At 70.3% G+C, this 20,012-nt stretch carries 27 protein-coding genes and 4 tRNA genes; 19 read left to right on the forward strand and 12 right to left on the reverse strand.

Annotation, left to right across the window (positions count from 1 at the left end; translation table 11 throughout):
* Positions 1 to 263: 263 nt before the first annotated feature.
* The 3 genes from ABEA77_RS31635 to ABEA77_RS31645 all read left to right on the forward strand — a co-directional run bounded on the left by ABEA77_RS31635 (position 264) and on the right by ABEA77_RS31645 (position 1,403).
* A complete protein-coding gene (locus tag ABEA77_RS31635) occupies positions 264 to 431 on the forward strand; it encodes a hypothetical protein (protein ID WP_164992629.1) in 168 nt (55 codons plus the stop codon).
* Positions 432 to 475: 44 nt separating this feature from the next.
* Positions 476 to 1,048, forward strand: a complete 573-nt coding sequence (locus tag ABEA77_RS31640) for a hypothetical protein (RefSeq protein ID WP_345655277.1) — start codon at positions 476 to 478, stop codon at positions 1,046 to 1,048.
* A gap of 97 nt (positions 1,049 to 1,145) precedes the next feature.
* Positions 1,146 to 1,403, forward strand: coding sequence for a hypothetical protein (locus ABEA77_RS31645; protein ID WP_345655279.1), 258 nt, complete (start codon positions 1,146 to 1,148; stop codon positions 1,401 to 1,403).
* A gap of 138 nt (positions 1,404 to 1,541) precedes the next feature.
* Here ABEA77_RS31645 and ABEA77_RS31650 read toward each other — a convergent pair whose 3' ends face one another.
* Positions 1,542 to 2,198, reverse strand: coding sequence for a hypothetical protein (locus tag ABEA77_RS31650; protein WP_060880806.1), 657 nt, complete (start codon positions 2,196 to 2,198; stop codon positions 1,542 to 1,544).
* 324 nt (positions 2,199 to 2,522) lie between these two features.
* On the opposite strand from ABEA77_RS31650, the gene ABEA77_RS31655 reads away from it, so the two are divergent.
* A complete protein-coding gene (locus tag ABEA77_RS31655) occupies positions 2,523 to 3,152 on the forward strand; it encodes a hypothetical protein (RefSeq protein ID WP_345655282.1) in 630 nt (209 codons plus the stop codon).
* Positions 3,153 to 3,225: 73 nt separating this feature from the next.
* Here ABEA77_RS31655 and ABEA77_RS31660 read toward each other — a convergent pair whose 3' ends face one another.
* Positions 3,226 to 3,783: a DUF6248 family natural product biosynthesis protein gene (locus ABEA77_RS31660; protein WP_060880804.1), complete on the reverse strand. Its 558-nt coding sequence runs from the start codon at positions 3,781 to 3,783 to the stop codon at positions 3,226 to 3,228.
* Complete coding sequence (locus ABEA77_RS31665) at positions 3,780 to 4,397, reverse strand: DUF262 domain-containing protein (RefSeq protein WP_345655284.1); 618 nt, start codon at positions 4,395 to 4,397, stop codon at positions 3,780 to 3,782. The genes ABEA77_RS31660 and ABEA77_RS31665 overlap by 4 nt, the downstream gene beginning before the upstream one ends.
* A 229-nt stretch (positions 4,398 to 4,626) precedes the next feature.
* Here ABEA77_RS31665 and ABEA77_RS31670 point away from each other — a divergent pair, with 229 nt between their 5' ends.
* Entirely contained in the window at positions 4,627 to 4,830 is a 204-nt protein-coding gene (locus tag ABEA77_RS31670; RefSeq protein WP_060880802.1) for a hypothetical protein, read from the forward strand.
* Positions 4,827 to 5,207, forward strand: a complete 381-nt coding sequence (locus tag ABEA77_RS31675; RefSeq protein WP_060880801.1) for a hypothetical protein — start codon at positions 4,827 to 4,829, stop codon at positions 5,205 to 5,207. The genes ABEA77_RS31670 and ABEA77_RS31675 overlap by 4 nt, the downstream gene beginning before the upstream one ends.
* A 30-nt stretch (positions 5,208 to 5,237) precedes the next feature.
* On the opposite strand, the gene ABEA77_RS31680 is transcribed toward ABEA77_RS31675, so the two are convergent.
* Complete coding sequence (locus ABEA77_RS31680) at positions 5,238 to 5,918, reverse strand: hypothetical protein (RefSeq protein ID WP_345655286.1); 681 nt, start codon at positions 5,916 to 5,918, stop codon at positions 5,238 to 5,240.
* Between the two features lie 334 nt (positions 5,919 to 6,252).
* Here ABEA77_RS31680 and ABEA77_RS31685 point away from each other — a divergent pair.
* The 12 genes from ABEA77_RS31685 (at position 6,253) to ABEA77_RS31740 (ending at position 11,120) form a co-directional block, all read left to right on the forward strand.
* Positions 6,253 to 6,325: transfer RNA gene (locus ABEA77_RS31685), tRNA-Ala, on the forward strand.
* A gap of 168 nt (positions 6,326 to 6,493) precedes the next feature.
* Positions 6,494 to 7,147, forward strand: a complete 654-nt coding sequence (locus ABEA77_RS31690) for a hypothetical protein (protein WP_345655288.1) — start codon at positions 6,494 to 6,496, stop codon at positions 7,145 to 7,147.
* Positions 7,147 to 7,425: a hypothetical protein gene (locus tag ABEA77_RS31695; RefSeq protein WP_060880799.1), complete on the forward strand. Its 279-nt coding sequence runs from the start codon at positions 7,147 to 7,149 to the stop codon at positions 7,423 to 7,425. Before ABEA77_RS31690 ends, ABEA77_RS31695 begins: the two co-directional genes overlap by 1 nt.
* Positions 7,422 to 7,757 carry a hypothetical protein gene (locus tag ABEA77_RS31700; RefSeq protein WP_060880798.1) on the forward strand — a complete coding sequence of 112 codons (336 nt, stop codon included), beginning with the start codon at positions 7,422 to 7,424 and terminating at the stop codon, positions 7,755 to 7,757. The genes ABEA77_RS31695 and ABEA77_RS31700 overlap by 4 nt, the downstream gene beginning before the upstream one ends.
* A 585-nt stretch (positions 7,758 to 8,342) precedes the next feature.
* Positions 8,343 to 8,418: transfer RNA gene (locus ABEA77_RS31705), tRNA-Glu, on the forward strand.
* A gap of 43 nt (positions 8,419 to 8,461) precedes the next feature.
* Positions 8,462 to 8,533, forward strand: a tRNA-Arg gene (locus ABEA77_RS31710).
* 28 nt (positions 8,534 to 8,561) lie between these two features.
* Positions 8,562 to 8,632 (forward strand) — tRNA-Asp (locus tag ABEA77_RS31715).
* Positions 8,633 to 8,733: 101 nt separating this feature from the next.
* A complete protein-coding gene (locus tag ABEA77_RS31720) occupies positions 8,734 to 9,222 on the forward strand; it encodes a hypothetical protein (protein WP_345655290.1) in 489 nt (162 codons plus the stop codon).
* Entirely contained in the window at positions 9,219 to 9,434 is a 216-nt protein-coding gene (locus ABEA77_RS31725; protein ID WP_060880796.1) for a hypothetical protein, read from the forward strand. Before ABEA77_RS31720 ends, ABEA77_RS31725 begins: the two co-directional genes overlap by 4 nt.
* Before the next feature lie 197 nt (positions 9,435 to 9,631).
* Positions 9,632 to 10,183: a hypothetical protein gene (locus ABEA77_RS31730; RefSeq protein ID WP_345655293.1), complete on the forward strand. Its 552-nt coding sequence runs from the start codon at positions 9,632 to 9,634 to the stop codon at positions 10,181 to 10,183.
* Complete coding sequence (locus tag ABEA77_RS31735) at positions 10,183 to 10,425, forward strand: hypothetical protein (RefSeq protein WP_060880794.1); 243 nt, start codon at positions 10,183 to 10,185, stop codon at positions 10,423 to 10,425. The genes ABEA77_RS31730 and ABEA77_RS31735 overlap by 1 nt, the downstream gene beginning before the upstream one ends.
* Before the next feature lie 272 nt (positions 10,426 to 10,697).
* Positions 10,698 to 11,120: a hypothetical protein gene (locus tag ABEA77_RS31740; protein ID WP_345655295.1), complete on the forward strand. Its 423-nt coding sequence runs from the start codon at positions 10,698 to 10,700 to the stop codon at positions 11,118 to 11,120.
* A gap of 84 nt (positions 11,121 to 11,204) precedes the next feature.
* Here the strand turns inward: ABEA77_RS31740 and ABEA77_RS31745 are convergent, their stop codons facing one another.
* The 5 genes from ABEA77_RS31745 to ABEA77_RS31765 all read right to left on the reverse strand — a co-directional run bounded on the left by ABEA77_RS31745 (position 11,205) and on the right by ABEA77_RS31765 (position 16,536).
* Complete coding sequence (locus tag ABEA77_RS31745) at positions 11,205 to 12,890, reverse strand: helix-turn-helix domain-containing protein (RefSeq protein ID WP_345655297.1); 1,686 nt, start codon at positions 12,888 to 12,890, stop codon at positions 11,205 to 11,207.
* Positions 12,887 to 13,945: a hypothetical protein gene (locus ABEA77_RS31750; RefSeq protein WP_345655299.1), complete on the reverse strand. Its 1,059-nt coding sequence runs from the start codon at positions 13,943 to 13,945 to the stop codon at positions 12,887 to 12,889. Before ABEA77_RS31750 ends, ABEA77_RS31745 begins: the two co-directional genes overlap by 4 nt.
* A gap of 295 nt (positions 13,946 to 14,240) precedes the next feature.
* Positions 14,241 to 14,492 carry a hypothetical protein gene (locus ABEA77_RS31755; protein ID WP_345655301.1) on the reverse strand — a complete coding sequence of 84 codons (252 nt, stop codon included), beginning with the start codon at positions 14,490 to 14,492 and terminating at the stop codon, positions 14,241 to 14,243.
* 105 nt (positions 14,493 to 14,597) lie between these two features.
* Positions 14,598 to 14,912 carry a hypothetical protein gene (locus ABEA77_RS31760; protein ID WP_345655303.1) on the reverse strand — a complete coding sequence of 105 codons (315 nt, stop codon included), beginning with the start codon at positions 14,910 to 14,912 and terminating at the stop codon, positions 14,598 to 14,600.
* A gap of 703 nt (positions 14,913 to 15,615) precedes the next feature.
* Positions 15,616 to 16,536, reverse strand: a complete 921-nt coding sequence (locus ABEA77_RS31765; protein WP_345655305.1) for a hypothetical protein — start codon at positions 16,534 to 16,536, stop codon at positions 15,616 to 15,618.
* A 216-nt stretch (positions 16,537 to 16,752) separates the two neighbouring features.
* Between ABEA77_RS31765 and ABEA77_RS31770 the strand changes: the two genes are divergently transcribed.
* Positions 16,753 to 18,237, forward strand: a complete 1,485-nt coding sequence (locus ABEA77_RS31770) for a hypothetical protein (RefSeq protein ID WP_345655306.1) — start codon at positions 16,753 to 16,755, stop codon at positions 18,235 to 18,237.
* Between the two features lie 175 nt (positions 18,238 to 18,412).
* Here ABEA77_RS31770 and ABEA77_RS31775 read toward each other — a convergent pair whose 3' ends face one another.
* From ABEA77_RS31775 to ABEA77_RS31785, 3 genes are read right to left on the reverse strand one after another with little or no spacing between them, the layout of a single operon-like run.
* Positions 18,413 to 19,078, reverse strand: a complete 666-nt coding sequence (locus ABEA77_RS31775) for a hypothetical protein (RefSeq protein WP_345655308.1) — start codon at positions 19,076 to 19,078, stop codon at positions 18,413 to 18,415.
* Between the two features lie 52 nt (positions 19,079 to 19,130).
* Positions 19,131 to 19,412, reverse strand: coding sequence for a hypothetical protein (locus ABEA77_RS31780; RefSeq protein ID WP_345655310.1), 282 nt, complete (start codon positions 19,410 to 19,412; stop codon positions 19,131 to 19,133).
* Between the two features lies 1 nt (position 19,413).
* Positions 19,414 to 19,845, reverse strand: coding sequence for a hypothetical protein (locus ABEA77_RS31785; protein ID WP_345655312.1), 432 nt, complete (start codon positions 19,843 to 19,845; stop codon positions 19,414 to 19,416).
* Between the last annotated feature and the right edge of the window lie 167 nt (positions 19,846 to 20,012).

Raw genomic sequence — 20,012 nt, forward strand, 5'->3', positions numbered from 1 at the left:
GACACCCCATCAGCCACACCCGGCCCTCCCGGACCGCCTCACATTCTTAAGGACCTCCATGGGCCGGTGAGTCCGGCGTTGAGTTCCGCGAGGCGATCACCCCGCAGAACACTAAAGTACGTGAGTAAGGGGCGTGTGGCAAATTAATTGCGTCGCACGACGTTGGTGACCCTTCGTTGTGACCCTAATAACTTGACACATGGAGGGGTTAGAGGTAAATTAGTGATTACCCGTTCGGATCGCTGACCAGGAAGGAACCCCCGATGAAGCCCCGTCTGAGCGACTACACCCGCAACCGCGCCCACGCCGTTGCCACCCAGAACCTGCGCCGCTCAGGAGCGAGCGGCGCTCACGCGGGCGGCCCGAAGCGCCAGCGCAACCGGCGCGCGGCGAAGAAGGCGGCCATCCGCTTCTCGTCCACCGCCGGATGACCGCGAACGCCCCAGCCCGAAGCACGCCCACCTCTGGAGAGGCCGTGACCACTACCTCAGCCGCGCCGCTCGCGGTCATCATCACGAGGGCAGGCGGAGGAGTCACCCGGATCGGCCCCATCCCCACCCCGGACGCAGCCAACGCGATCCGTACCTCCCTGACCCGGCGCACCACCATCCCGGAACAGGCTTCCGCCACTGCGGAGGTCGCCCCCTTCGTGTCCGAAATGCCTCACCTGCCGCTCCTGGACGCCGAACCCGACACGGTCCTGGCGCTGATGGACGACGACGAGCAGGGGGTGGAGGCCCCCTTCCCTTCCCTCTGGGACCGCCTCGTCGCCCAGCACGGACTCGGTACGGCCGTCGCCGTGTGGAAGGAGGCACTCGCGCGCCCCATCCGGCGCCCCTGCGCCCTCCGGGAAGCCGACGCACAGAGCGCTTCGCGCGCCGAGGCCGATGACGTCTTCGACCGAGACCTCCGGGAACTGCTCATGGAGCACACCGGTCCCGGCGGCATCTCGCCTGCCGCGCTGAACGACGCCCTGGCAGGCATCCGCCGCCTGGCCGATGCGTGGGCGCGCTCGCTTCAGCGCCCCGCCTCGCCCGACTCCGACTGAGCCGTCCCGACACATCATCGACCCGCGGACGGCCACCGCCCCCGGCCGCATTCACCTGAAGAAGGAGCCCCACCTGAACCCCGGACTCATCCACGAGATGCACCAGGCCGCGTTCTACCTGCCGCCCGACCCTGCCGCCCCCGGCGAGGCGGTTCCCATCCTGGCCCTCGCCGGCCTCCGCATTGCCGCCTACATCACCGATGACGGCGGACTGTCCGTCGAGGTGAACACGGAGGAGGCTGCCCCCGTCTTCCGCCGGACCGTGGACGGCAATCTCACGGTCAGCGTGCGCGTGGACTCTCTCACCGCACAGACGTGGTCCCGCGCCGCGGCTGGCCTCCTGGCGCCGCACTGATCCTCGCCGAGAGGTGTCACCGGGGTGACGCCGGGACGGGGGCCCGGCACCGGCCCCGCGCGACCCGGAGCAGCGCCTCACAAGAAGCTCCGCGTAGTCGGTTCGCCGCCCGTCTCGACGACGGGCGGCGCACAACCCTCAGCCGCGGTTGTTCACATAGGAAACGAGGCCAGCGGCCGTGAACCCCAGTCCGCGACCTCGGCGGAACTCCTCCAGCCGCTTCTGGTCCGTGTACTGCTCCGCCGGCATCCCCGGCGGCGTACGCACGCCGAGCTGGATCCCGTAGAGGCACAGGACGAACCCCGTGGACACGGCGGCAGAGATCCAGGCGGGATTGAGCGGCACCGCGATCCGGGAGAACGCCTCTCCATTGGGGCTCCGAAGCTCCAACTGCTCGTCGACGAGCCGGTGCAGGGCCCAGCCGGGCGCCGGGCGCAATGCGGCGAACCCGAGGCCGAACCGGCCCATGCCCAGCTCGATCGCGACTTCAGCCTGCTGCTCCCGGTCAGGCTGACCGGGGATACGCATCATCAACGCTCGCTCCGGCTCGAACAACGCCGCCGGCAACTGGCCGGTCTCACCGGCATCGACCGTCACGGCGCCGGAAGCGAGATCGAATCCACTGGCGACCTGGCCGAGCTGCAGCGCAGGGTCGTCCCAGAAGAGCACCCGTCCGTGGTCGTCGATCGTGTCGGCCACCGCAGTGACGTGGGACGCAAAGTCGGCTTGCCCCACCGGGCTCCCGTCGACCTGGAATCGGCTGTGACGCTGCTTCTTCGGCCTGAACCTGCCCATCAGGGCCTCCTGCTCGAGTAGGTACGCTCCGGTCGCCGCCAGGCGATTCGGAGCACATCGGCGCGGCTCATCACGGCCGCGCGCCGATGCTCGAACGGTCCCTCTGTGGACAGAGTCCGCACCGAAACCTGGGCGTTCGCCAGCAGCCCCGGCCGCATGGCGCGAGCTGGAGATGATGCCGACGCCCACTCGGCGGAGGTTCGACCCGCGGCCGGGCCGAAGCCGGCGCGCGGCACGGTCGCTTCGCAGTGCGACGGGGGCGATTCCGGTCACACTCGAATGGCTCCTGGGATGGGTAGATCCGCAACGATCTAGGGTGTGCGCATGTCACGCACAGGTACCGCAGCCGTCGTCGTCTTCCTGGGTCTCGCCGCTCTCACCTCCTGCTCGTCGGACAGCTCGGGGGAGGAGTCGGACAAGCCGATCACCGAGCAGCTCTCGCAGGGCGAGATATCGCAGGCGCTGCCAGGCGCCGGGGACGTGATCTCGGGGTGGGAGCCCTACAAGGGCAAGCGCGTGACAAAGGAAGGCACGTACTGCACGGCATCGGGCAGCACCACCGCACCCAAGGGATGGGTACGAGGCGGCTCCGCCTGGTTCGCCCACAACGGCTCCACGGACAACATGCTGGACGTCTCGATCTGCCTGTACGACACGGCCGCGAACTCCAAGGACGCGTACGCGGCGTGGAGGGGCAAGGAGACCGACAAGGAGCAGGACCTCAAGAAGACCGTGGGGGAGGAGTCCGTGCTCGTCGCCAATCCCGGCCGCAGCGAGGACACCCTCTACGCCTTCAGCCGCTCGGGCAACGTCAACATCAGGGTGAAGATCGACGGTGCCGCCGGGGACAGCACCGGCGCCCAGGATGTCCTGGCAGCCACGCTCAAGCGGCTGCAGCAGGTTCAGGACGGCGAGCGTGCCACGGCCACTGCGGCGGACCAGGCCAAGGAGTAGGAGCAGCGGCTCCGCGGGTCCCCGGTGGCCACGGTGCCATCCGTGGCCGCCTGCGCTTACCCGGGAGTGAGCTCTACAGGCCGGGCAGAGGTTCCTGGCCGCTGGGGCCGCTTCCGGAGCAAACCCGGCGCGAGTCGTTCCGGGGAGTCGTCGCAGCGGTCCGATCCGGGTCCGCGGGCGGCTGCTCGGTCTGCTCGTCAATCTTCAGGCAGGGGCACCGGCACCACCACACGCACGGTTCACCTCCGGGGCGAGGGATGAACTTGGCGACGGTCCGCCCGTGCTGGTTGTGCACGGACTCGGCGTTGTCGCATGCGTCGGGACCGCCCTTCTGGCGGTGCATGCACCACTCGCAGCGTCCGGCCAGACAGTTCCAGCAGGTGCCGCGCTCGCAGAAGGCCCAACGCCAGAATCCGAAGGCGTACCCGTCGTCGATCTGATGGAAGAACCCCGGCCAGACGTACTCGCGGACCCAGGCGCCCTCGTCCTCGCTCATCGGGGACGGATTGGGCACCGGGTCGACGAGGCCGAGGTGAAGCATGCGGTGGAAGGGGAGGCTCTGCACCCCGCGCACGACTTCGCGCTCGGCCTCGGACAGCCGGCGCTGAGGGCGCCGGACGGGGCCGGTCACCGGGCCGCCCGGGGCGAGCCCGCCTTCGTCGCGACACGGGCCGCGTTGTCCATGTTGCTGCCGCTCTGCGGGGTGCCGCCGCCGTTGACCAGGAGGTAGATCTCGGCCTCGTCGGCGACCGTCGCGACCTTGGCCATCGCGACGGACAGGTGCGCGCGGTTGGCGAACTTCAGCCGGGCCGGCTTGCTCAGCCCCGAGATACGGACGTAGGCGCCGTCCGCGGTTTCCTCGGTAGCGGTCACGTCGGCAGCAGGGAACCAGCTGGCGGGAACGGCCAGTTCATCGTCGTACCAGCGGTAGGCGGTGGTGATGCGCTGCCGGCCGTCGATGCACGCGTACATGGCCTCGCCCCGGTCCGTCGGGTCGTAGCCGTTGGCTTCCTTCCACTCGGGTGTGGTGCGGTCGTTCAGGATCACCACGCCGGTCGGCGTCCCCGTCAGCCACGACCGGATGAGCGCGATGCGCTGGTCCTCCGTCCACACGTCCCCGCGCTGGTAGTCCGGAGCGAGATCGAGCCCGAAGGTGTCGCGGAAGCTCGTGGCGATCTCGCGGGGCGAGCGATCCGAGGTCCGCAGGTTGTGGTGCTCAAGCGGGCGACTGGTCTGACGAGTCATGGACGGCTCCCCGAGGGTCAGGAATCGGCGGCGGGCTCGGTGACGTGGCGCGCTGCGGCGGCGCGGAACACCGTAGATATATCCAATGTACTCAACAAGGGGGTTTAGGGCAAGTTAACAGCGTCAGCGCATCCTCGGCGTGCAGTGACCGGTGAGGCGCTGCAGGAGAGTTCGCTATGCCTCCACCAATGCCTCCACGCGTGGAGGCATTGCGCTGTACGGTGGGTGCATGCCGAAAATCTCTGTGGATTTCAGCGAAGAGGAGCTGTCCGGGGTGAACGAGCATGCCCAGCGCCTGGGCATGTCCACCCGCTCCTGGGCCAAGCGGACGCTGATCGACTCCGCCAACAAGGAGCGCTTCCTCACCGCTGCGCGCACTGCCGTCCCCACGGCTCTGGAGGCCGTGAAGGATGCGCCCGAGGGTATGCGGTGAGCCCGATCGTCTACGTCGACCCTGGGTGGCTCCTCGCCATCCAGGAGGAGGCCGCCCCCAGGAACATCGGCATCGCCGACTGGGGTGCACTCCATTGGACCGGCAGCGCGCACCGGCACGAGCAGATCGCCGGGCAGCCGTACTACGAGGACGCCGCCTCCCGAGCGGCCACGTTCCTGCACCACGCCCTGGTCCTGCGCCCCTTCGAGGACTACAACCTCGTCGTCGGCTACGCGGCCGCCGACGCCTACCTCCAGATGTCCGGGCACGCCGTCGCGGTCAAGCCGGATGAACTGTGGTCCCTCGCGGGAGCGGTCCGAGCGGGCGAGGAAGACCTGCGCGGGGTCGCCCGCTCTCTTCGGTCCTGGACGACCTGACTCGGCCCCTGCTGCCGCCGGCCGCTGCGATCAGGCGGTGCCGGCAGGCAGCGAGGCGAGTAGCGAGCGTTGCCCCTTGCCGAGGGCGCGCAGAGCGGCCCATTCGGCCTCGGGGTGCGCGGCCGGCAGGTCGTCGACGTCGCTGGTGCGGAACAGGCTGACGTCGACCGCGCCCGCCCGCGAGGTGCCGAATCGCGCCTCGACGGCATCGGCCGGCTTGATCCACCCCAGCCGCAGCATGTGGTCGAAGTCGGTCCGCCGCACGGACAGCCGCGTGGCGGCCTGATCAGGGCCGAGCGGCATGTTGGCGGCAACGAGCTCGGCGAGGTCGTCGCGAGCGCAGACGGCATCGACCTGATCGGGGTTGATCAGGGACCCGTCGGGATTCGCGCTGAGATCGGTGAGCAGCTGAAGGTCGACCAACCTGCGGACGACGAACGACGTGACCCGCGCCTTCTCGCCGGGCACGTTCGGGGTGCCGAGGGCCAGGGCGATCCGGTCCGCCGCGGCGCGGCCGGAGATCGGTGCGTGTGGAAGGGCCGCCCGGATCGCTTCGCTGTCCATCGCGTCCACTGCCGTCCACGACCACCGGTGGTCTGAGGAATCCGGCGCCGGGACGAGCCCGGATTGCCGCGCCCACCGGAATGAGGCCACCGGGACCTTCAGCCGCTTCGCGGCCTGGCCCTCGTCGTACTCGGTTCGTCGCGCCATGGGATTCCTTTCTCCTCCGGCCGCCGTGGCTGGGCGGCCTGAACCGGACAGAACCGTCTGAAGCAGTCTCATTGCTTCCGGCCCGGGAGAGGGGCGGACGCGCCGCCGGCAGCACGTCGGTGCAGGCCGTTCCTGATCGCGGTCCGTACAGCGGCTGCTTCCGCGGGCGATCCCTCGCAAGGTGACGGCGTCTTACAAGGCGTCAGCCCTATCGAGAGTGACCCTATTAAATTGACGTAGACCCCCACTTGCGGTAAACTTAATAACGTCAAGGAGGGTGATCGACCTCCATGGCGCCGGACAGCAAGGAGCGGCCGATCCGAACTGTCCGGCAGGCCCGTAGCTCAGCAGTAGAGCGGCCCCCACGCCGGGGGACGGACAGGGGTGCAACTCCCCTCGGGCCGCCAGGCGGCTGCCACTCGTAGGGCAGCCGCGCGCCGCCGGGGCGCGCCGAGCCGGTCTCAATACGCCGAGGTCGCACCTGCGACCCGAGCTGGCGCCCACGAGACGTGTCCGCGGAAGTCGCCCCGCATCGAAATCCACTCAGTCCGCAACGCACCGTGAGGACCCCGCACTTGCCCAACTCCACGCTCGCCGAAGCAGCCTACGCATGGATGAGCACCCAGGACGCCCCTGCGACGCACTGGGACATCGCCCGCGCCATCGCCGACGAGACCAACTCCGAGGAGTGGAGCGCCGCTCACGAGGCCATCCTGCACCTCGAATTCGAAGGTCGCCTCGTCAACCTGTCCGCCCGTGAGTGGGGCAAGGTCGGCGTCACGGCCCGCAGCGCCCGCAAGGGCCGTCACCGCTACCTCGCCACCGACGCCCAGTACAGGGCGTGGAACCGTCCCGTGTACTCCGTGATGTGGGTGTCGTCCGACTTCATCGGCGAGACCGACGCGGACGCCTGGACGCGCGGTTACGCGCTCAAGGGTGTGAAGATCACCGGCGACGAGTACGACATCAAGGGCATCCGCTCTGATGACTGGTCGCGCTACTTCTGGACCGGCCATGCCCGTAATGCGGCGGACGCGTACGCGCAGGGGTTCCTCGGGTGCGCCTACGACGTGTGGGACCGGTCCGACTTCGAGGCGGACGTCGAGGACATCGCCGAGATGGTCGCCCGCGTGCACGCAGAGTTCGTCGACGACGACACCAGCGACCCCGAGTACGTCGCCGCCGTCGTACGCGACCTGCAGGCCCGCCGTGCTGCGGAGGCGGCTTGATGCTGTACCGCGAGGGAGAAGTCAACTGCGGCCACTGCCGCGAACCGCAGGGCACCGCCGTCGACGACTACATCGGCGAGACGTACGAAGACGGCGAGGTCACGTTCACCCGCGAGCCCTGCATGCGCTGCCGCGTCCACGACCTCGGCACCGAGGAGCGCTGCGACGACGACTGCCCCGACTGCGAAGGCCGCGGTGACGAACCCGCTGGCGGCGGCGTCAGTCCGCAGCCCCGCACCCGGCGGAACCGGGAGATCGGATCGGAGGAGCCGCGATGAGCCTCGACCACTCGTTCCTTGCCGTGTACGGCGCCGAGCTGCCCGGAGCGGACTGGTTGCACGTCTATGACCGTCTGGAGGACCTGCGCCGCACTCAGGGGCCGGCCGGTGACGCCGAAGACGTGCAGCTCTTCACCGTCTCTGGAGACCGGGACCCATCTCGGGTGGTCATCGGGGCCGCTGTCGTGGGCTTCGCACCCGGCAGCTGCAAGTCGGTACGCGACTTCATCCCGTCGCCCGAGCGCGACGAGGCCGTCCGGCGGGCCGCCGCATTCGTGGGGCACGTCGAGCCTGTAGAGCCCGGTTGGTTGTTCGTGTACGACCTGAGCTAGCCCCGCACCACTCGGCCCCACCAGCATCTCCACCGGGGAATCCAACAGAACCGGATGACGCTAAAAAGTTGACGCACGGCTCCGATTGGGGTAAATTAGAAGAGTCAGTGGGGGTGATCAACCCCGCAGGCGCCGTACGGAGCGGAGAGGGCCCGATCCGCGTCGCACGGCAGGCTCGCGCTACAGGAGCGGCCCTGGAGGCATCTGGGGCAGGGGTTCAACTCCCCTCGGGTCGCGAAGTGTTGGCCCTTCGCCCTCACCGGCTCAGATCCGGAGGGCGCAGGCCAGCACGCCACACGGACCTGACCGGCTGATCCCCGGTCGGGTTGAAGAGGAGGAGACGTCTTCCTCGGGACGGTAGCTCAGTGGCAGAGACCCCGTTTGGGGTGGTCGCGGGTTCGATTCCCGCCCGTCCACGACGTGTCGGCAGGCAGGTGACGCTTCCCCAGCGGATCCCGCCTGACTGACACGCGTCGCTCGCGGCTCCTGGGGAGGGGCCGACGGCGGCCCGGCCGTCGGCCGGGGAAGGTGATGGGCAAGCCCCCGTGGGCCCTACCTGATCTGGTCCCCGGCCGCCGGCGGAATGCCCCTGTGGAGTAGCACGGCTCATCTCGCCCCATTCTCACCGGGGAGATCGCGGGTTCGAATCCCGCCGAGGGTACGCACACGCACCGAACACACCAGTACGTCACCAGACGTGCGCGGCTCCTGTCGTCCAACGGATAGGGCACTGGCCTACGAAGCCGGGAATCGAGGTTCGAATCCTCGCAGGAGCACACCACCCCCGGTCCCGGGGAAGAACAAGCCTCTGTCGTTCATGGGTAGGACGCCGAGTTGTCGACTCGGCGAACGGGGTTCGAGTCCCCGCAGAGGCGCTGGTCCGGCCGTGGCCACGATCCCGCTGTCGGCACCTCGAAGCCGCTGTTCACCAACGCGTGCCACCGAATCACGCACGCCGCCAGCCCCGAAGGGCCCCATGACGCACGCATTCAACCTGTCGCCGAGCGAACTCGCCTGGTGGGCAGCACGCGACGCCTACCGCATCAGCACGGCCGCCCTCCTCCGCGAGGCACTGCCTGCCCTGGGCCTGCGCGGCGGAGACGACAACCCGTACAGCACCCTCGGCTGCGCCTTGCCCGCCCTCCCGGACACGGAGCCGGGGCACGTCCGGATCGACGTGGCAGGCGACATCGCCACGGTGGCGATCGCCGGGGTTCCGGTCACGGTGATGCGCGAGGTGCTGGTGAACCGCGCCGGCGTCTACTTCTCGCCGTTCACTGTCCAGACCTCGCTGGGCCGGAGCGTCCGCGAGGGCCGGTTCACCGAACGCGCGCACGGCGCCACCCAGCGCTTGACGGTCCGCGCCGGAGCTGTCGCCGACGCCACCCTCACGCTGCCCGTGCTGGTCGCCGCCAGCGCCCTCCGCCCCGTGGGGCACCACCTTCGCCAGGTCGGCGAGCAGTGACCACGCAGGCGACGAAGACCTGGTGCGAAGAACGCCACCACCCCTACGTCACCTACAACCCCCTGCTTGAGCGCAGCTACTGCCGCTGCGGCCAGCGCCAGGAGGCGGGCGAGCAGCCGATGAACTGGCAGGCGAAGCGCGAGATTCACCACCACTGCGAGCCGGACGGCCCGTGCGCGTGCTACGTCCGCAGCAAGCCGGTCGGCTCCTGAAGCCCACGAGCACCCACATCGTGCAGCAGGCGATCCGGTGACGCCGGCGCCCCGCTGTGCAGCATCCCCCGAGTCACGTCGGCCTTGACCGGTCCCCGGTTGCAGCCGGCCGACCGCACCGATCCGAAGGAGGTCATCCCATCGCCGCGCAGTATCCGCTCTCCGGAGTGAAGAGGGTCCTTTACCCCGATGGCTCCGTGGAGCGCGTCGAGTACCGCGACCAGCCGCAAACGGCCGAGGAAGCGCAGGCGTTCGAGAAGTACCGCGACCTGTCGCCCCTGGAGCTCATGCGCAGGCTGCGCACAGCCGAGTGGAACCTGGACGTCGCCCGCCAGGGGCACGCCCAGTGGAAGGCGATCGCTCAGCGAACCCAGGACGAACTCGCGCAGGCGGAGCGCAAACTGGCCGCTATCACCCCGCCGGGCTGGGAACTGCCCAAAACGGTCCGTGACTTGCTGGCGCATGCCGAAGACCACGGCTGGCGCTCGGCGGTGGCGTGGACGCCGCACGGCACCGATGAGATGCGACTGAGCATCGTGATCGGACGCGACACGACCCCCTCCGACGAGCCTGCGCGCGGCACCCAGTGGCGCTACCAGCTGACCTGGAGCTGCGTTCCGGGTTCAGCGCGCCGGGCAGGGGCGGGCATCGCTCGTACCCCGAGCCGGCCGAGCTGGCACGACGCTCCGTCGATACGACAGATCCGCGAGCTGATCCAGGCGCATCCGTTCCCCGGCGGCTCGGCGTGATGAGCCTCGCCCTCATCGCCGTACTCGCCCTGGGCTACGCCGTGGGACGCCTGCGGCCCTGGGCGCGCTTCGGCCTGTGGGTCGAGGACCTGACCCTGCCGCGCAACCACCGGCGGTGGATCGCCAGCCGGTGGCGCGAATGGGCTCTCTTCGCAGCCCTGGCCGTGACGCGGCCCGCGGCTGCGTACGAGGTGTGGCTGGGCGCCCGCGCCGAGAAGCGAACGCGCAGGCAGAGGCACTGATCCGCCCACCGGCGCCTGCCCGGCTGAGGCGGCCCGGATGGGATGATCCGATCCGGACAGGCGATTCAGCCGCGCGGCGCCACCGAGGCGAAGCGCTGCCGCGAGCGCACCATCAACCGGGCCGCCATCAAGGAGTCGGCAGTATCAGGCGAGGGGGAGCCATTGAGACCACTGATCAGGCACACACTGTTCCGGCGCGGGAAGAAGACGGGGCGAACGTCTGGGGGGCGAACCTCGCTGTCGGCGCCTTCGGCCCGGCCGGCCTCTGCGCCGTGATCGCCGTGAACTTCATCGTCGCCGGGGCGCGGTCGATCGCCGAGCTCGGCGAGGACGGTGAGGTCCTGTTCGCCCTCGCGCTGCTGCTCGCCGTCCTCAACGCCATTGCGGCGCAGCGCTGCGTCGCCAAGATCCGCCGGGTGAGCCGCCGCCTCGTTGTCAGTGCCCGCGCGGTGGAGTACGCCCATGCGGAAGGCGACGCCCACACGGTGAAGAGGGCCGTGGACGACCTCGGCGACTGCCTTGCGGGGTCTCGCAGCGCTGTGGGAAGGATCTTTCCCCGGCAACGTGTGGCCCGGCTCGTCGAGCAGCTCACCATGGAGTCGCGCGGAGACACGGCGGAGCTGAGCGAAGCGTCCCTCGCCGTAGTGCGCCAGATTCGAGACGCCGGGCTGCGATGGCAGGACCCGGTGGCCTGAGCCTGGCCCCGACCGGGGGCCTCGAAGGGCCCTGATGCCCGTTCCCCAGACCACCTGTCGCCCGGCGAGTGAAGCCGGTGGGGTTCACGCGTACGCCCACCGCCGGGAGCGGCCGAACGGCGTGGGGGCCGGATTGCCGTCGCGGAGATGGACCAGGCCGACGTCCTGGCACAGCTGCAGCACGCTGGGGAGGTCGCGGCGCATGGCCTGCTCAGCACCCTTGGGGTCGGCGAAGAGGTCCTCGCCGTATGCGCCCTTGCCGATCGCGTCCCACACCGCGTCGCCGAGCGCGCTCGCCGGAACCGGGCCGTCGGCGTTCCCCAGCTGGCGCCACATCACGGTGAGCGCGTGCTCCAACTCGTTCCGCTCGCTGAGCGGGGAGAGAACCAGCGGCCACCACAGCACAATGAGAGCGACGTCGACGAGGGCGTCGGCCAGGGCCCTCTGCAGGGCCGGCAGATGGTCGGTGAGACGGAGGCTGTCGTTCACCGGCAGCAGGAAATCACCGTCGACGTGCAGGATCCCGGCGGCCGTGGTCCAGGTGAGCAGCCGCTGCAGGTGATGCATCTCGATGCTCGAGCGGGTCTTGTGCTGGTAGCCGTGTTCGACCGGATTCCACACGTCGCCGGTGTCCAAGGCCTCGATCAGCGCACGGGCGTCGGCAATCTTGAGGTGCCCCTTACCGGTCAGGCGCCGGCCACCGCCGACCCACTGCACGAACGCCTGGATCTTCTCGACGCCCGTCCGCTCCACCCCGCCCTTCGGCACGGGCCCCGGCTTCCCCGCTCGTCGCCGAGGGGCCGGAACCCGAGGACGCACCGCTCCGGCGGGAGGAGCGGGCGGAGTGCGCGGCGGCTCCGTCAGCGGGCCCGGAACGCGAACCGGCCCGCGCTCGCGAGTCGTGTCACCTGGGCACCACAGCCCGTGCGGCCATGGCGCGGCCAGATCCCGGTCGTCACGGACGTACACGGCCCGGAAGTCCATGGAGGCAGGCCACCGGTCCGGCGGGGCGGTCTCCCGCATCAGCGGCAGCGCAAGCAGCGTCGCCTGGCCCGCGGGCAGAAGAGGCTGTCCGCAGCCGTTGCACCACGCAACGCCTCCGCCCGGACCGACATCGCCAAATCCCCGCCCGCCGACCGGACCACGGGTGAAACCCGCCTCGGACCCGCACGGGCACCGCCCGTCGTAGAGATACAGGTCCACATCCGCACTGTGGTCGCGCTCGGCGGCCAGCCATGCCGGATGGACACCGAGGGAGCGCGCGAGCGCCTCCCGGTGCAGCGGGCTGGGCACCGAGTTCCCGGACGCCCAGTGCCTCACCTGGTGCGCGCGGACCCCGATCGTCGCGCCCAGGTCGGGCGCGGCCCTCTTCAGCGTCGTCGACCAGAGCCGGATGCGGCGGGCCAGAGGGCCGAGGGCGAGCAGCGCCCAGACGTCGTGCTCAACCGGATCGACCCATCCTCGCTCGCCGACGAAGAGGTCCCCATTGCTCTCGTCGCTCCGGCTGCGCAAGGTCCGTACGATCCAGTTCCGGGTGGCCGCCTCACTCGCCATGTCCGTGTCGGTCAGGGACCGGACCGCGGCCTCGGCGCGCTCGGCCTCCTCCTCCAGGTCCCCATCCACCAGGGCCTCGAGCACACCGCTCAGCACGCGCCCGACGACGAGCCGGCCAGCCGCACCGCGCCCTGCCGGGACGCTGAGGAGTGCCGTCATGGTGTCCACCGCCCGCAGCGCATGGAGCCGCTCGTGCTTGTTCCACTCCGACGTCACGCGCCCGCCCCCTCGCCCCGGCCGGAGCCGCCGCGGCCGTCCTCGCCCGGCTGGACGATTCCGGCGGCTGCCCGGACCTCCTTCAGCAGGGTGCCGGCCTGCTGTTCATCATCCGGGTCGAGGTACAGCAGCCTCATCAGGATCATCTCCGCGGTGTTCCACCGCTTCTGCCGATGTGCGACTAGCGCGAGCCCGTACAGCGAGCGCAGCAGCGGCCGGTTGGATTCCTCCCGCCACAGCAGCACCGGACCGGTGTCGAAGGAGCCGCCGTACATCGGGAAGTGCAGCGGGACCTCGGCCACGGCGAGGCCGCACTCGTACCAGCGCCGCGCTTCCATCAGCGCGCCGCGCTTCCGGCCGGTTCCGTGCTCCCGGGCGTCGGCTAGGGCGAGGTCGGCCCGCCAGACGTACGCCTCAGCCGCCGCGGGCCGCTCCACGATCAGTTGCTCCAGGCGCACGGCCGACTCGCCGGGGTCGAGACCGAGCAGTTCCTGGCGGGCGGCCGGCGGCAGTAGATGCGCGGTGGGCAGACGGAAGCGGGCCCGGACTCCTTGGGCGAGCACATGGCGTTTCCACCGGTCGGGCTCGTCGATCGCCTCCAGGAGCGCCGGGTCGATCTCCTCGGGCTCGTCGTCCCAGTCGTCGTCCGCGGTGCCTTCGTAGTCCAGGGGCTCGACACCGGCAGCGGCGAGGTAGGAAGGGTCGTACTCGCTGCCGCACGGCTCCGGCTGTCCCTGGTCGCGGGCCCGCTCTGCCGCTTGAATCGCGTCCTGGCACAGACCGGAATGCAGCAGCGTCATCGAGACCGGGTGGTAGATCTGCGGCCACATGTGCGCCCCGATCCCCGGCCCCCAGAACTCGAGGTCTTGGCGCAGCAGCATCCGCAGCGCCATGTCGCAGCCAGCACCGTCCAGACGCGGGCCCTGCTGCATGAACTGGTCGGCCTTGTCCTGCACGGCGGACAGGGCCTTCTGATAGCCCATGCCTGTCTCGTAGTCGAGACGACGGGCGATGCGCGAGAAGTGGGTGGGGGACGTGCGACGGGTATGGGACACGGCGCTCTCCTGACGCGATCCTGCGGACCGCACCGCCCACCTCGGCGCGCCAACAGGACCGACAGGCCGGGCGCGAACACTTCGTCTGCTCTCCGGGGCCGCGCACTGGCGCGGTTCGCCCGCACGGCCGCTGGTGGGTCACGCCGCTGGGCGCGCGCCCCCTGGGACGCGCCGCGCCCAGCGTAGCCGGACGACGTAGGCCCGTGCCGCCTGTCTCCGGGAAGTTCCCCTGGAGGAGGTGCCCCCTGGTGTGGCAGGCCGCGGGTATGCGCCGAGGCCGGGACGGCCCGGGGGATCAGACGTGGATGCGGTGGAACGAGGTCCGAGTGGTGCCGAGTTCGTCGTCACCGAGCCCACACGTGCGGCACAGGCGCCGCCCGTCGCCCTCGACGAGCGGGGGCGCCAGTTCGGCAAGAAGGCTTCCGCAACGGGCGAACCGGGCGTTGTCGATGGCGTAGCTGGGGTCCTCGACATGGACGAGGACGTGTCGGTCGTCCCCATTCCGGTACCAGACCGGGGTGGAGGGGGCCGGGTCAGTGACGGGCATCGCAGTGCTCCTGAATGTTCGCGAGTGATCTTCCAGAGAACGCAGATCGGTCGGCCGGCAGACCGGCGGAGCAGTGCCGGCCCTGCGGCCGGGCGCTCTCTGCGCTCAGCGGGGCGGCTCGGGCTCGGTGGCCGGTGCCGAGGGGCCGGCGGGATGGCCGGGCAGGGGAACGGGGTTGAGCATCGGGTCGTTGGTCTGGCGGTACCAGTCCTCATCGTTGATGAAGATCGTGCTGCACCCGGCGGTGCAGATCAGCTGGCCGGGCTTGAGGAGCTTCTGCCCCTCGTGCGTGGGCGGATTGCAGTAGCCGGCGGCGGAGCCGTGGTTGCAGAAGCCCAGATCGCGCACGGCGTGCCAGTCATCTGCGGCGGCGTGCATCTGCTCCATCTCCAGGTCGACATCCAGGCGCTGGGCGTACACGGCTTCCAATTCGTCGGCGCTGGTCTCATCGGCGTACAGCAGGGTGACTCCTTCGCGAGGGGGACTGCGGGGGCGCCGGGACGCTGGTGACCAGCTCGGTCCCGGACTGGGGCGGGGGAGGGTCGAAGACCACCCCGTTAATCACTAATGTACCCGCGAGGCACATCAAAGGCAACTTAAAAGGGTCAACGAGTTGAGGGTCAGAAGCCGAACGCCTGGAAGCCGTCGGTGACCCGCGAGAACTTGCCGCTGGTGCACGAGCAATCACACCGAACATTCGGACGTCCAGCGCGGTGCGTAGTTCCTCCAGGATCTGGTCTTCCCCGGCCCGCGCCAACTCCTCGGGGTAGACGGGAAGGCGCCGTGCCGCAGCAGGCCGGGCCACGGTGTGGCGCCCGGCGCCGAACAAGCCGATGCCCCCCGGCAGCACCCCGCCACGGCCGCCAGACCGACAGCGGACTGACCATCCATCCCCGGAAGGCGACGCTCGGGCTCAGCGCCTAGTCGACGACACCGGCCACCGCGACGAGTGGCACCGCGGCGAGGACGGGAAGCGGCAATCCGCCGGATCCTGCGGTGCCACAGCTGCGCGGCCGGCCCTCGCTGCCGGCGGCCACAGGTAGGGATGCGTGCGCTCGGTGCCGCTGGCCCGCGCAGGGCCTGTCCTGGCGGGTGCTTGGTGGTGGGGCCGTGCCTCGACGCGTCAGCCGGCCGGACCGGCCAGCCACAGCATGGGGGCCCGGCCGGTGCTGGGGGCCTTGGCAGGCGGCCAGTCGGCCGCGGGCTCGGCTCCGGCCATGACGGCCGCGTCGAAGGGGGTGACGCGATCGGAGGCCAACCAGTCGGCCGCTGCTACCCAAAAGGCGTTCTTCTCGGCGATCATCCGTGCCGCCTCGTCGACGGCGCTCCCCGGCGAGATGTCCGGGATCGTTTCTGTACCGAGGACTGCGTCGACTCCTGCCTGGAGGGTCAGCACGGTTCGGCGGGCGGCCTCGGTCACGGTTCCGCCTTCCAGATGCAGGGGCTGGACGGGGATGCGGTCGAGGGCGGCGGTGGGGGCGACATCCGGGGCGATGCGCAGTTCGGCGCGCTGCTCTCGTTCGTCCCACTCCAGGTGGAGGAAGGCGCCGAGGGCGCCGTTGGGTGCCTCGGAGACGACGTAGAGGCCCTGGAGGGGCCAGCGCTGGGGCAGGTCTGCGGGCATCCGGTCGCCCGCTTTCCTCAGCTCGAGGACCGTACGGTCGTGGATGTTGATCATGTGCCGTCCCGCGGCTCGCCATGCTCCGATCGCCTGCAGTCTGGCTGCATCGGATGCGGCCAGAGCGGCGAGTCCTGATCCGGTGGCGCCGGGAGCGCGGGTGGTGCGGTGGGGGTAGTGGTCGGCGAGGACCTGCTGAACCTGTGCTACAGGCAGCCAGCACCAGGTCGGGATGGAGTCGCCGGCGGCGTCGCGCGCCTGGTCCAGGCGGTCGAAGACGCGGGGGAACTGTCGCTCGGCCTGCTTCTCCAGCTTCTCCAGCCGTGATGCGGCGGCCCGGTACATTCGGGGCATCCATCGGAACTGCCCGTCCAGTTCGCTCTCTCGGCGCTTGGCGAAGTTCTTGGCGTAGGTGTCGCGATCCATCACTGCCCTCGTGCTCGTGGCGGGTCGGAGCTAAGACGGCTCCGCCCCGCTACTGTGCCGTACGCCACTGGCAGGGCTGGTGGCTTCCCGCCAGATCGTGTCCCGCCCGGCACCCTGGCCGACCCAGCGACAAGGGGCATCGCCGCTGGCCACAGGGCACTGTCAGTGCCTGTCGTCATGCTGTCGGTGACGGACTGTGGAGAAGGAGTGGCCGGGATGCCGGACAAGGAGTACGCCGTCGCGATCCCCGCAGCGGACGAGGGCGCGGTCAGGCCGTGGCGGAAGCTGCTGCGCGGCGTGGACGAGGCCGAGCTCGGCGCGATGTGCTGCCTGGGGGACTGGCTTGAGGCCGGCGCCTCCTACGAACTCTCCGTCGGCGCGGTGCTCGTGTTGTGCGACCCGCTGCCCGGCGGCGACCAGAAGCGGGTGCGGATCTGGCGCGTGAAGACGGACGGCACGATCAAGGAGGAGCGCGACTCCACCCTCGGCTCCCGCAACGCGTTCGGCACCTCGGTACGCGGCACGATGCGCCGCCTGGTGGGCAAGCACCCGGCCCGGCCCGGCCCGGTGCGTCAGCTCACCGCGGCCCCGGCCCGCGTCAATGAACGCGCCGACACCTGCGGCCTGTGCCGCCAGCCGGTTGCCGCCCGCGAAGGGATCCTGGTCCGCAACGCCCGCGGCTACACCGAGGCCCGCCACCCGGTTGGCCAGTGCCCGCCCGCGCCGCCGCGCACCAACGACTTCCCGCAGGAATGCGGGACGTGCGGTGGCTGGCTCGAGAAGGGCGAAGGCATCCTGTACGAGGCCGCCCCGGCCTTGCCCGGCCCGTACGGGAAGGCCCTGATCAAGGCCCGCCACCCGCAGCAGTGCCCGCCGACCGAGGAGCGTGTCGCGCCGCCGCCCCGCGCGAACGGTCGGGATCAGGACTGCATGCTGTGCGGCAACCTCGTACCCGCGGGTGCCGGCCTCCTGCTCCGCCAGGGCCGTGGCTGGGAGGTCCGCCACCTGGAGAACCAGTGCCCGCCGGCCGAAGAGCTCTGGGAGATCCAGCGCGGCGTCCCGGGCCGCTTCCACCCCCGCCCCGAGCGCTGGGCGGTCGCGGGCACCGTGCTGCGCAGCACCCTCTATGACTACCGCCGCCCCTTCCCCGAGGACGCGCCCGGCTTTCACCGTGTGGGTGAGGGCGAGGTCACGGCGATTGTCACCACCGTTCGCGAGCGCCGACCGGAGTACTGCCGGGGCGAAGACGGCAACCAGCCGTCGGAGTTGATCGGCGAGGACGGCTGGTACTTCCGCATCCTGGTGCGCCCGGCCACCGCCGAGGAGGCCGCCGACATCCTGGCCGAGGAGGACAAGCAGCAGCGCCGTGCTGCACTGTCCGCGCGGCGACGGCAGATGTTCGAGCGGGGTGAGGACGGCGAGATCCCCGAGACGGCCGACCTGTCCGGCGCCGTGCAGGTCGACTTCGGCGCTCTGCGCTCGCTGCACCAGCACTGGCCCGATGACGAGCTGCACGTGGACGAACAGGCCGGTGTCGCTTGGTACTTGCGTTACAACGGCCACGACGGTGACGACTGGTCCCTGAGCAACCACGGGTCCTTCATCGCCCGCCGGGTGCCGCTGACCGAGGAGCGCGCCCGCCTGGTGGCAGACCTGCGCGCCGAGTACGCACAGGGCGGCGCCGGCGACGCCTCTGCGTGAGGAGGCAGCGCCGCCACTGGGAACGGTGAGCAGACCTGGGCCCGGTTGTCGTCCTCAGCACGCCTTTGATGTGGAAGAGCCAGTTCAGTGCTCGTGGTGGCGGAGCCGACGGCCTGCAACACGGCCCTGACTGGAGTCCTCGCCGCGTGACGTACTGCCCTTCGGGGATGGTGTGTCAGCGTCGGGCTGCCGCGGCCGCCTTGAGCTTGGCCTCGACCTCGGGCGGGAGCGGGAGGACGGGCGTCGCGCCCGGGTTGGTCGGTCCCTCGTCACGGACGCCGTCGGGCCCGGCGATGGCCGTCCAGCGGCTGATCTCACGGACCTGGTGGGCGGAGACCTCCCACAGGGAGTGCCCCGCTGCCATCGAGTCCGCGCCGCCCATGTCGAACCAGTTGATGCGCATGTACCCGCCGTACAGGGCCAGCGCCGTCGACATCCACGTCACCGAGACCGGGTCGACGTCGCAGGCCCACCCTCCGTGGTGCGGATGCGTCCGGTACTCGAAGTAGCCCAGACCCTCGCGCCGGGCGAACGCGGGCAGCGGTCCGGACGCCGGCACACTCCCGCTGCCGTCGCTCGTCAGGTACATCTCGCGCGCCGCGCACCCGGGATCGTCACAGGGCACCTCGGTGTCGGACAGCCGCAGCCACAACGCGACCTGTGCGTCGTTCCCATTCTCGGTGGGGAGTGACCACACCCGCTCGCGGCACTGCGATGCCTCATGATCACGCAGCCGCCACTGCTCGGGGAGCTCATGAGAAAGCCGGTGCAGGTAGTGGCCGACCAGCCGCCACGCCTCCTTGGCCGACGGGCTGATGGCGTGGGCGGTCTCGGCAGTCATGCCCGGATTCTAGGGGCGCCCCCGGTGCCTCCTGCACCGAATGCCGAGAACGCTACGAGCTCGGAGGCGTCGCGCCAGGGAGCCGCCCGGCAAAGTCGAGCCACTGTTCGATGGTCCACACGACTGTGCTCGCCCGATCGGTGGACATGCGCATCCACACCTCGTCGCCACCAGGCATCAGAGCGACCTCCAGATGAGGCTCCTCCCAAGTCCCCACGGGATAGAACCAGTCGATGCCGTCGGGCCAGGTGCGCGAGGCGACCGTCTGCACACTGATCGCCGCAGCCAACGCATCCAGAGCTGTACGCGGGATCCGCACCTCCGTCGGCTCCATGTCACGGCACCGGCGGCATGTCGTTCACCGCGAGCTGGGCTGTCACCGGCTCGGCGGCGACGTCGCCCAGGAGCGTCACGATCCGAGGGCCGAGGCGGTGAGCGACCTGGTGCACGCGGCGCTCGTACGCCCACTCCTCGACAGTCAGTGCGGAGCCATCGAAACCCGTCTGCTCGGATGCCAGTGCGGACTCCTCGAAGCGGGCGCAGACGGGGCACTGTTCGACGGGCCCGGGATCCGAGCCGTGGGCGTCGATGTCGTGCTCGCACCAGGTGACCAACGCGACCAGCATCGCGGCGTACGCGAGACGAACGTCCTGGTCCAGCCCGGCCTGCTCCGCGGCGTCGTAGCGGGCTCGCGCGCGCTCGTACGCCGCTCCCATGACAAGGCCCAGCGGGCAGCACCACAAGGGTCCGGGCTGGTGGACAACCATCCTTCGAGATTAGTGAGCCCCGGCCGACGCTGTCCGGCCCTTTGCCGCCTTCCTCCTCGCGGGCGACACCAAACGGGCAGGGCGAGACACGAAGTCACGGAGGTGGCTGGCCGGAGAATCTCAATGATCGTGTCAAGCCGCATGCGTGACCGGTGGGGCGGAGGTGA

Origin of the sequence: Streptomyces tremellae (assembly GCF_039540215.1) — a bacterium.
GTDB lineage: Bacteria > Actinomycetota > Actinomycetes > Streptomycetales > Streptomycetaceae > Streptomyces > Streptomyces tremellae.

What these genes read in the sequence shown, in the direction of transcription:
- ABEA77_RS31635 (WP_164992629.1), top strand. Translation starts at nt 264, where the DNA reads ATGAAGCCCCGTCTGAGCGACTACACCCGCAACCGCGCCCACGCCGTT.
- ABEA77_RS31645 (WP_345655279.1), top strand. Translation starts at nt 1,146, where the DNA reads ATGCACCAGGCCGCGTTCTACCTGCCGCCCGACCCTGCCGCCCCCGGC.
- ABEA77_RS31650 (WP_060880806.1), bottom strand. Translation starts at nt 2,198, where the DNA reads ATGGGCAGGTTCAGGCCGAAGAAGCAGCGTCACAGCCGATTCCAGGTC.
- ABEA77_RS31655 (WP_345655282.1), top strand. Translation starts at nt 2,523, where the DNA reads ATGTCACGCACAGGTACCGCAGCCGTCGTCGTCTTCCTGGGTCTCGCC.
- ABEA77_RS31665 (WP_345655284.1), bottom strand. Translation starts at nt 4,397, where the DNA reads ATGACTCGTCAGACCAGTCGCCCGCTTGAGCACCACAACCTGCGGACC.
- ABEA77_RS31670 (WP_060880802.1), top strand. Translation starts at nt 4,627, where the DNA reads ATGCCGAAAATCTCTGTGGATTTCAGCGAAGAGGAGCTGTCCGGGGTG.
- ABEA77_RS31680 (WP_345655286.1), bottom strand. Translation starts at nt 5,918, where the DNA reads ATGGCGCGACGAACCGAGTACGACGAGGGCCAGGCCGCGAAGCGGCTG.
- ABEA77_RS31695 (WP_060880799.1), top strand. Translation starts at nt 7,147, where the DNA reads ATGCTGTACCGCGAGGGAGAAGTCAACTGCGGCCACTGCCGCGAACCG.
- ABEA77_RS31700 (WP_060880798.1), top strand. Translation starts at nt 7,422, where the DNA reads ATGAGCCTCGACCACTCGTTCCTTGCCGTGTACGGCGCCGAGCTGCCC.
- ABEA77_RS31720 (WP_345655290.1), top strand. Translation starts at nt 8,734, where the DNA reads ATGACGCACGCATTCAACCTGTCGCCGAGCGAACTCGCCTGGTGGGCA.
- ABEA77_RS31735 (WP_060880794.1), top strand. Translation starts at nt 10,183, where the DNA reads ATGAGCCTCGCCCTCATCGCCGTACTCGCCCTGGGCTACGCCGTGGGA.
- ABEA77_RS31755 (WP_345655301.1), bottom strand. Translation starts at nt 14,492, where the DNA reads ATGCCCGTCACTGACCCGGCCCCCTCCACCCCGGTCTGGTACCGGAAT.
- ABEA77_RS31765 (WP_345655305.1), bottom strand. Translation starts at nt 16,536, where the DNA reads ATGGATCGCGACACCTACGCCAAGAACTTCGCCAAGCGCCGAGAGAGC.
- ABEA77_RS31770 (WP_345655306.1), top strand. Translation starts at nt 16,753, where the DNA reads ATGCCGGACAAGGAGTACGCCGTCGCGATCCCCGCAGCGGACGAGGGC.
- ABEA77_RS31775 (WP_345655308.1), bottom strand. Translation starts at nt 19,078, where the DNA reads ATGACTGCCGAGACCGCCCACGCCATCAGCCCGTCGGCCAAGGAGGCG.
- ABEA77_RS31780 (WP_345655310.1), bottom strand. Translation starts at nt 19,412, where the DNA reads ATGGAGCCGACGGAGGTGCGGATCCCGCGTACAGCTCTGGATGCGTTG.
- ABEA77_RS31785 (WP_345655312.1), bottom strand. Translation starts at nt 19,845, where the DNA reads ATGGTTGTCCACCAGCCCGGACCCTTGTGGTGCTGCCCGCTGGGCCTT.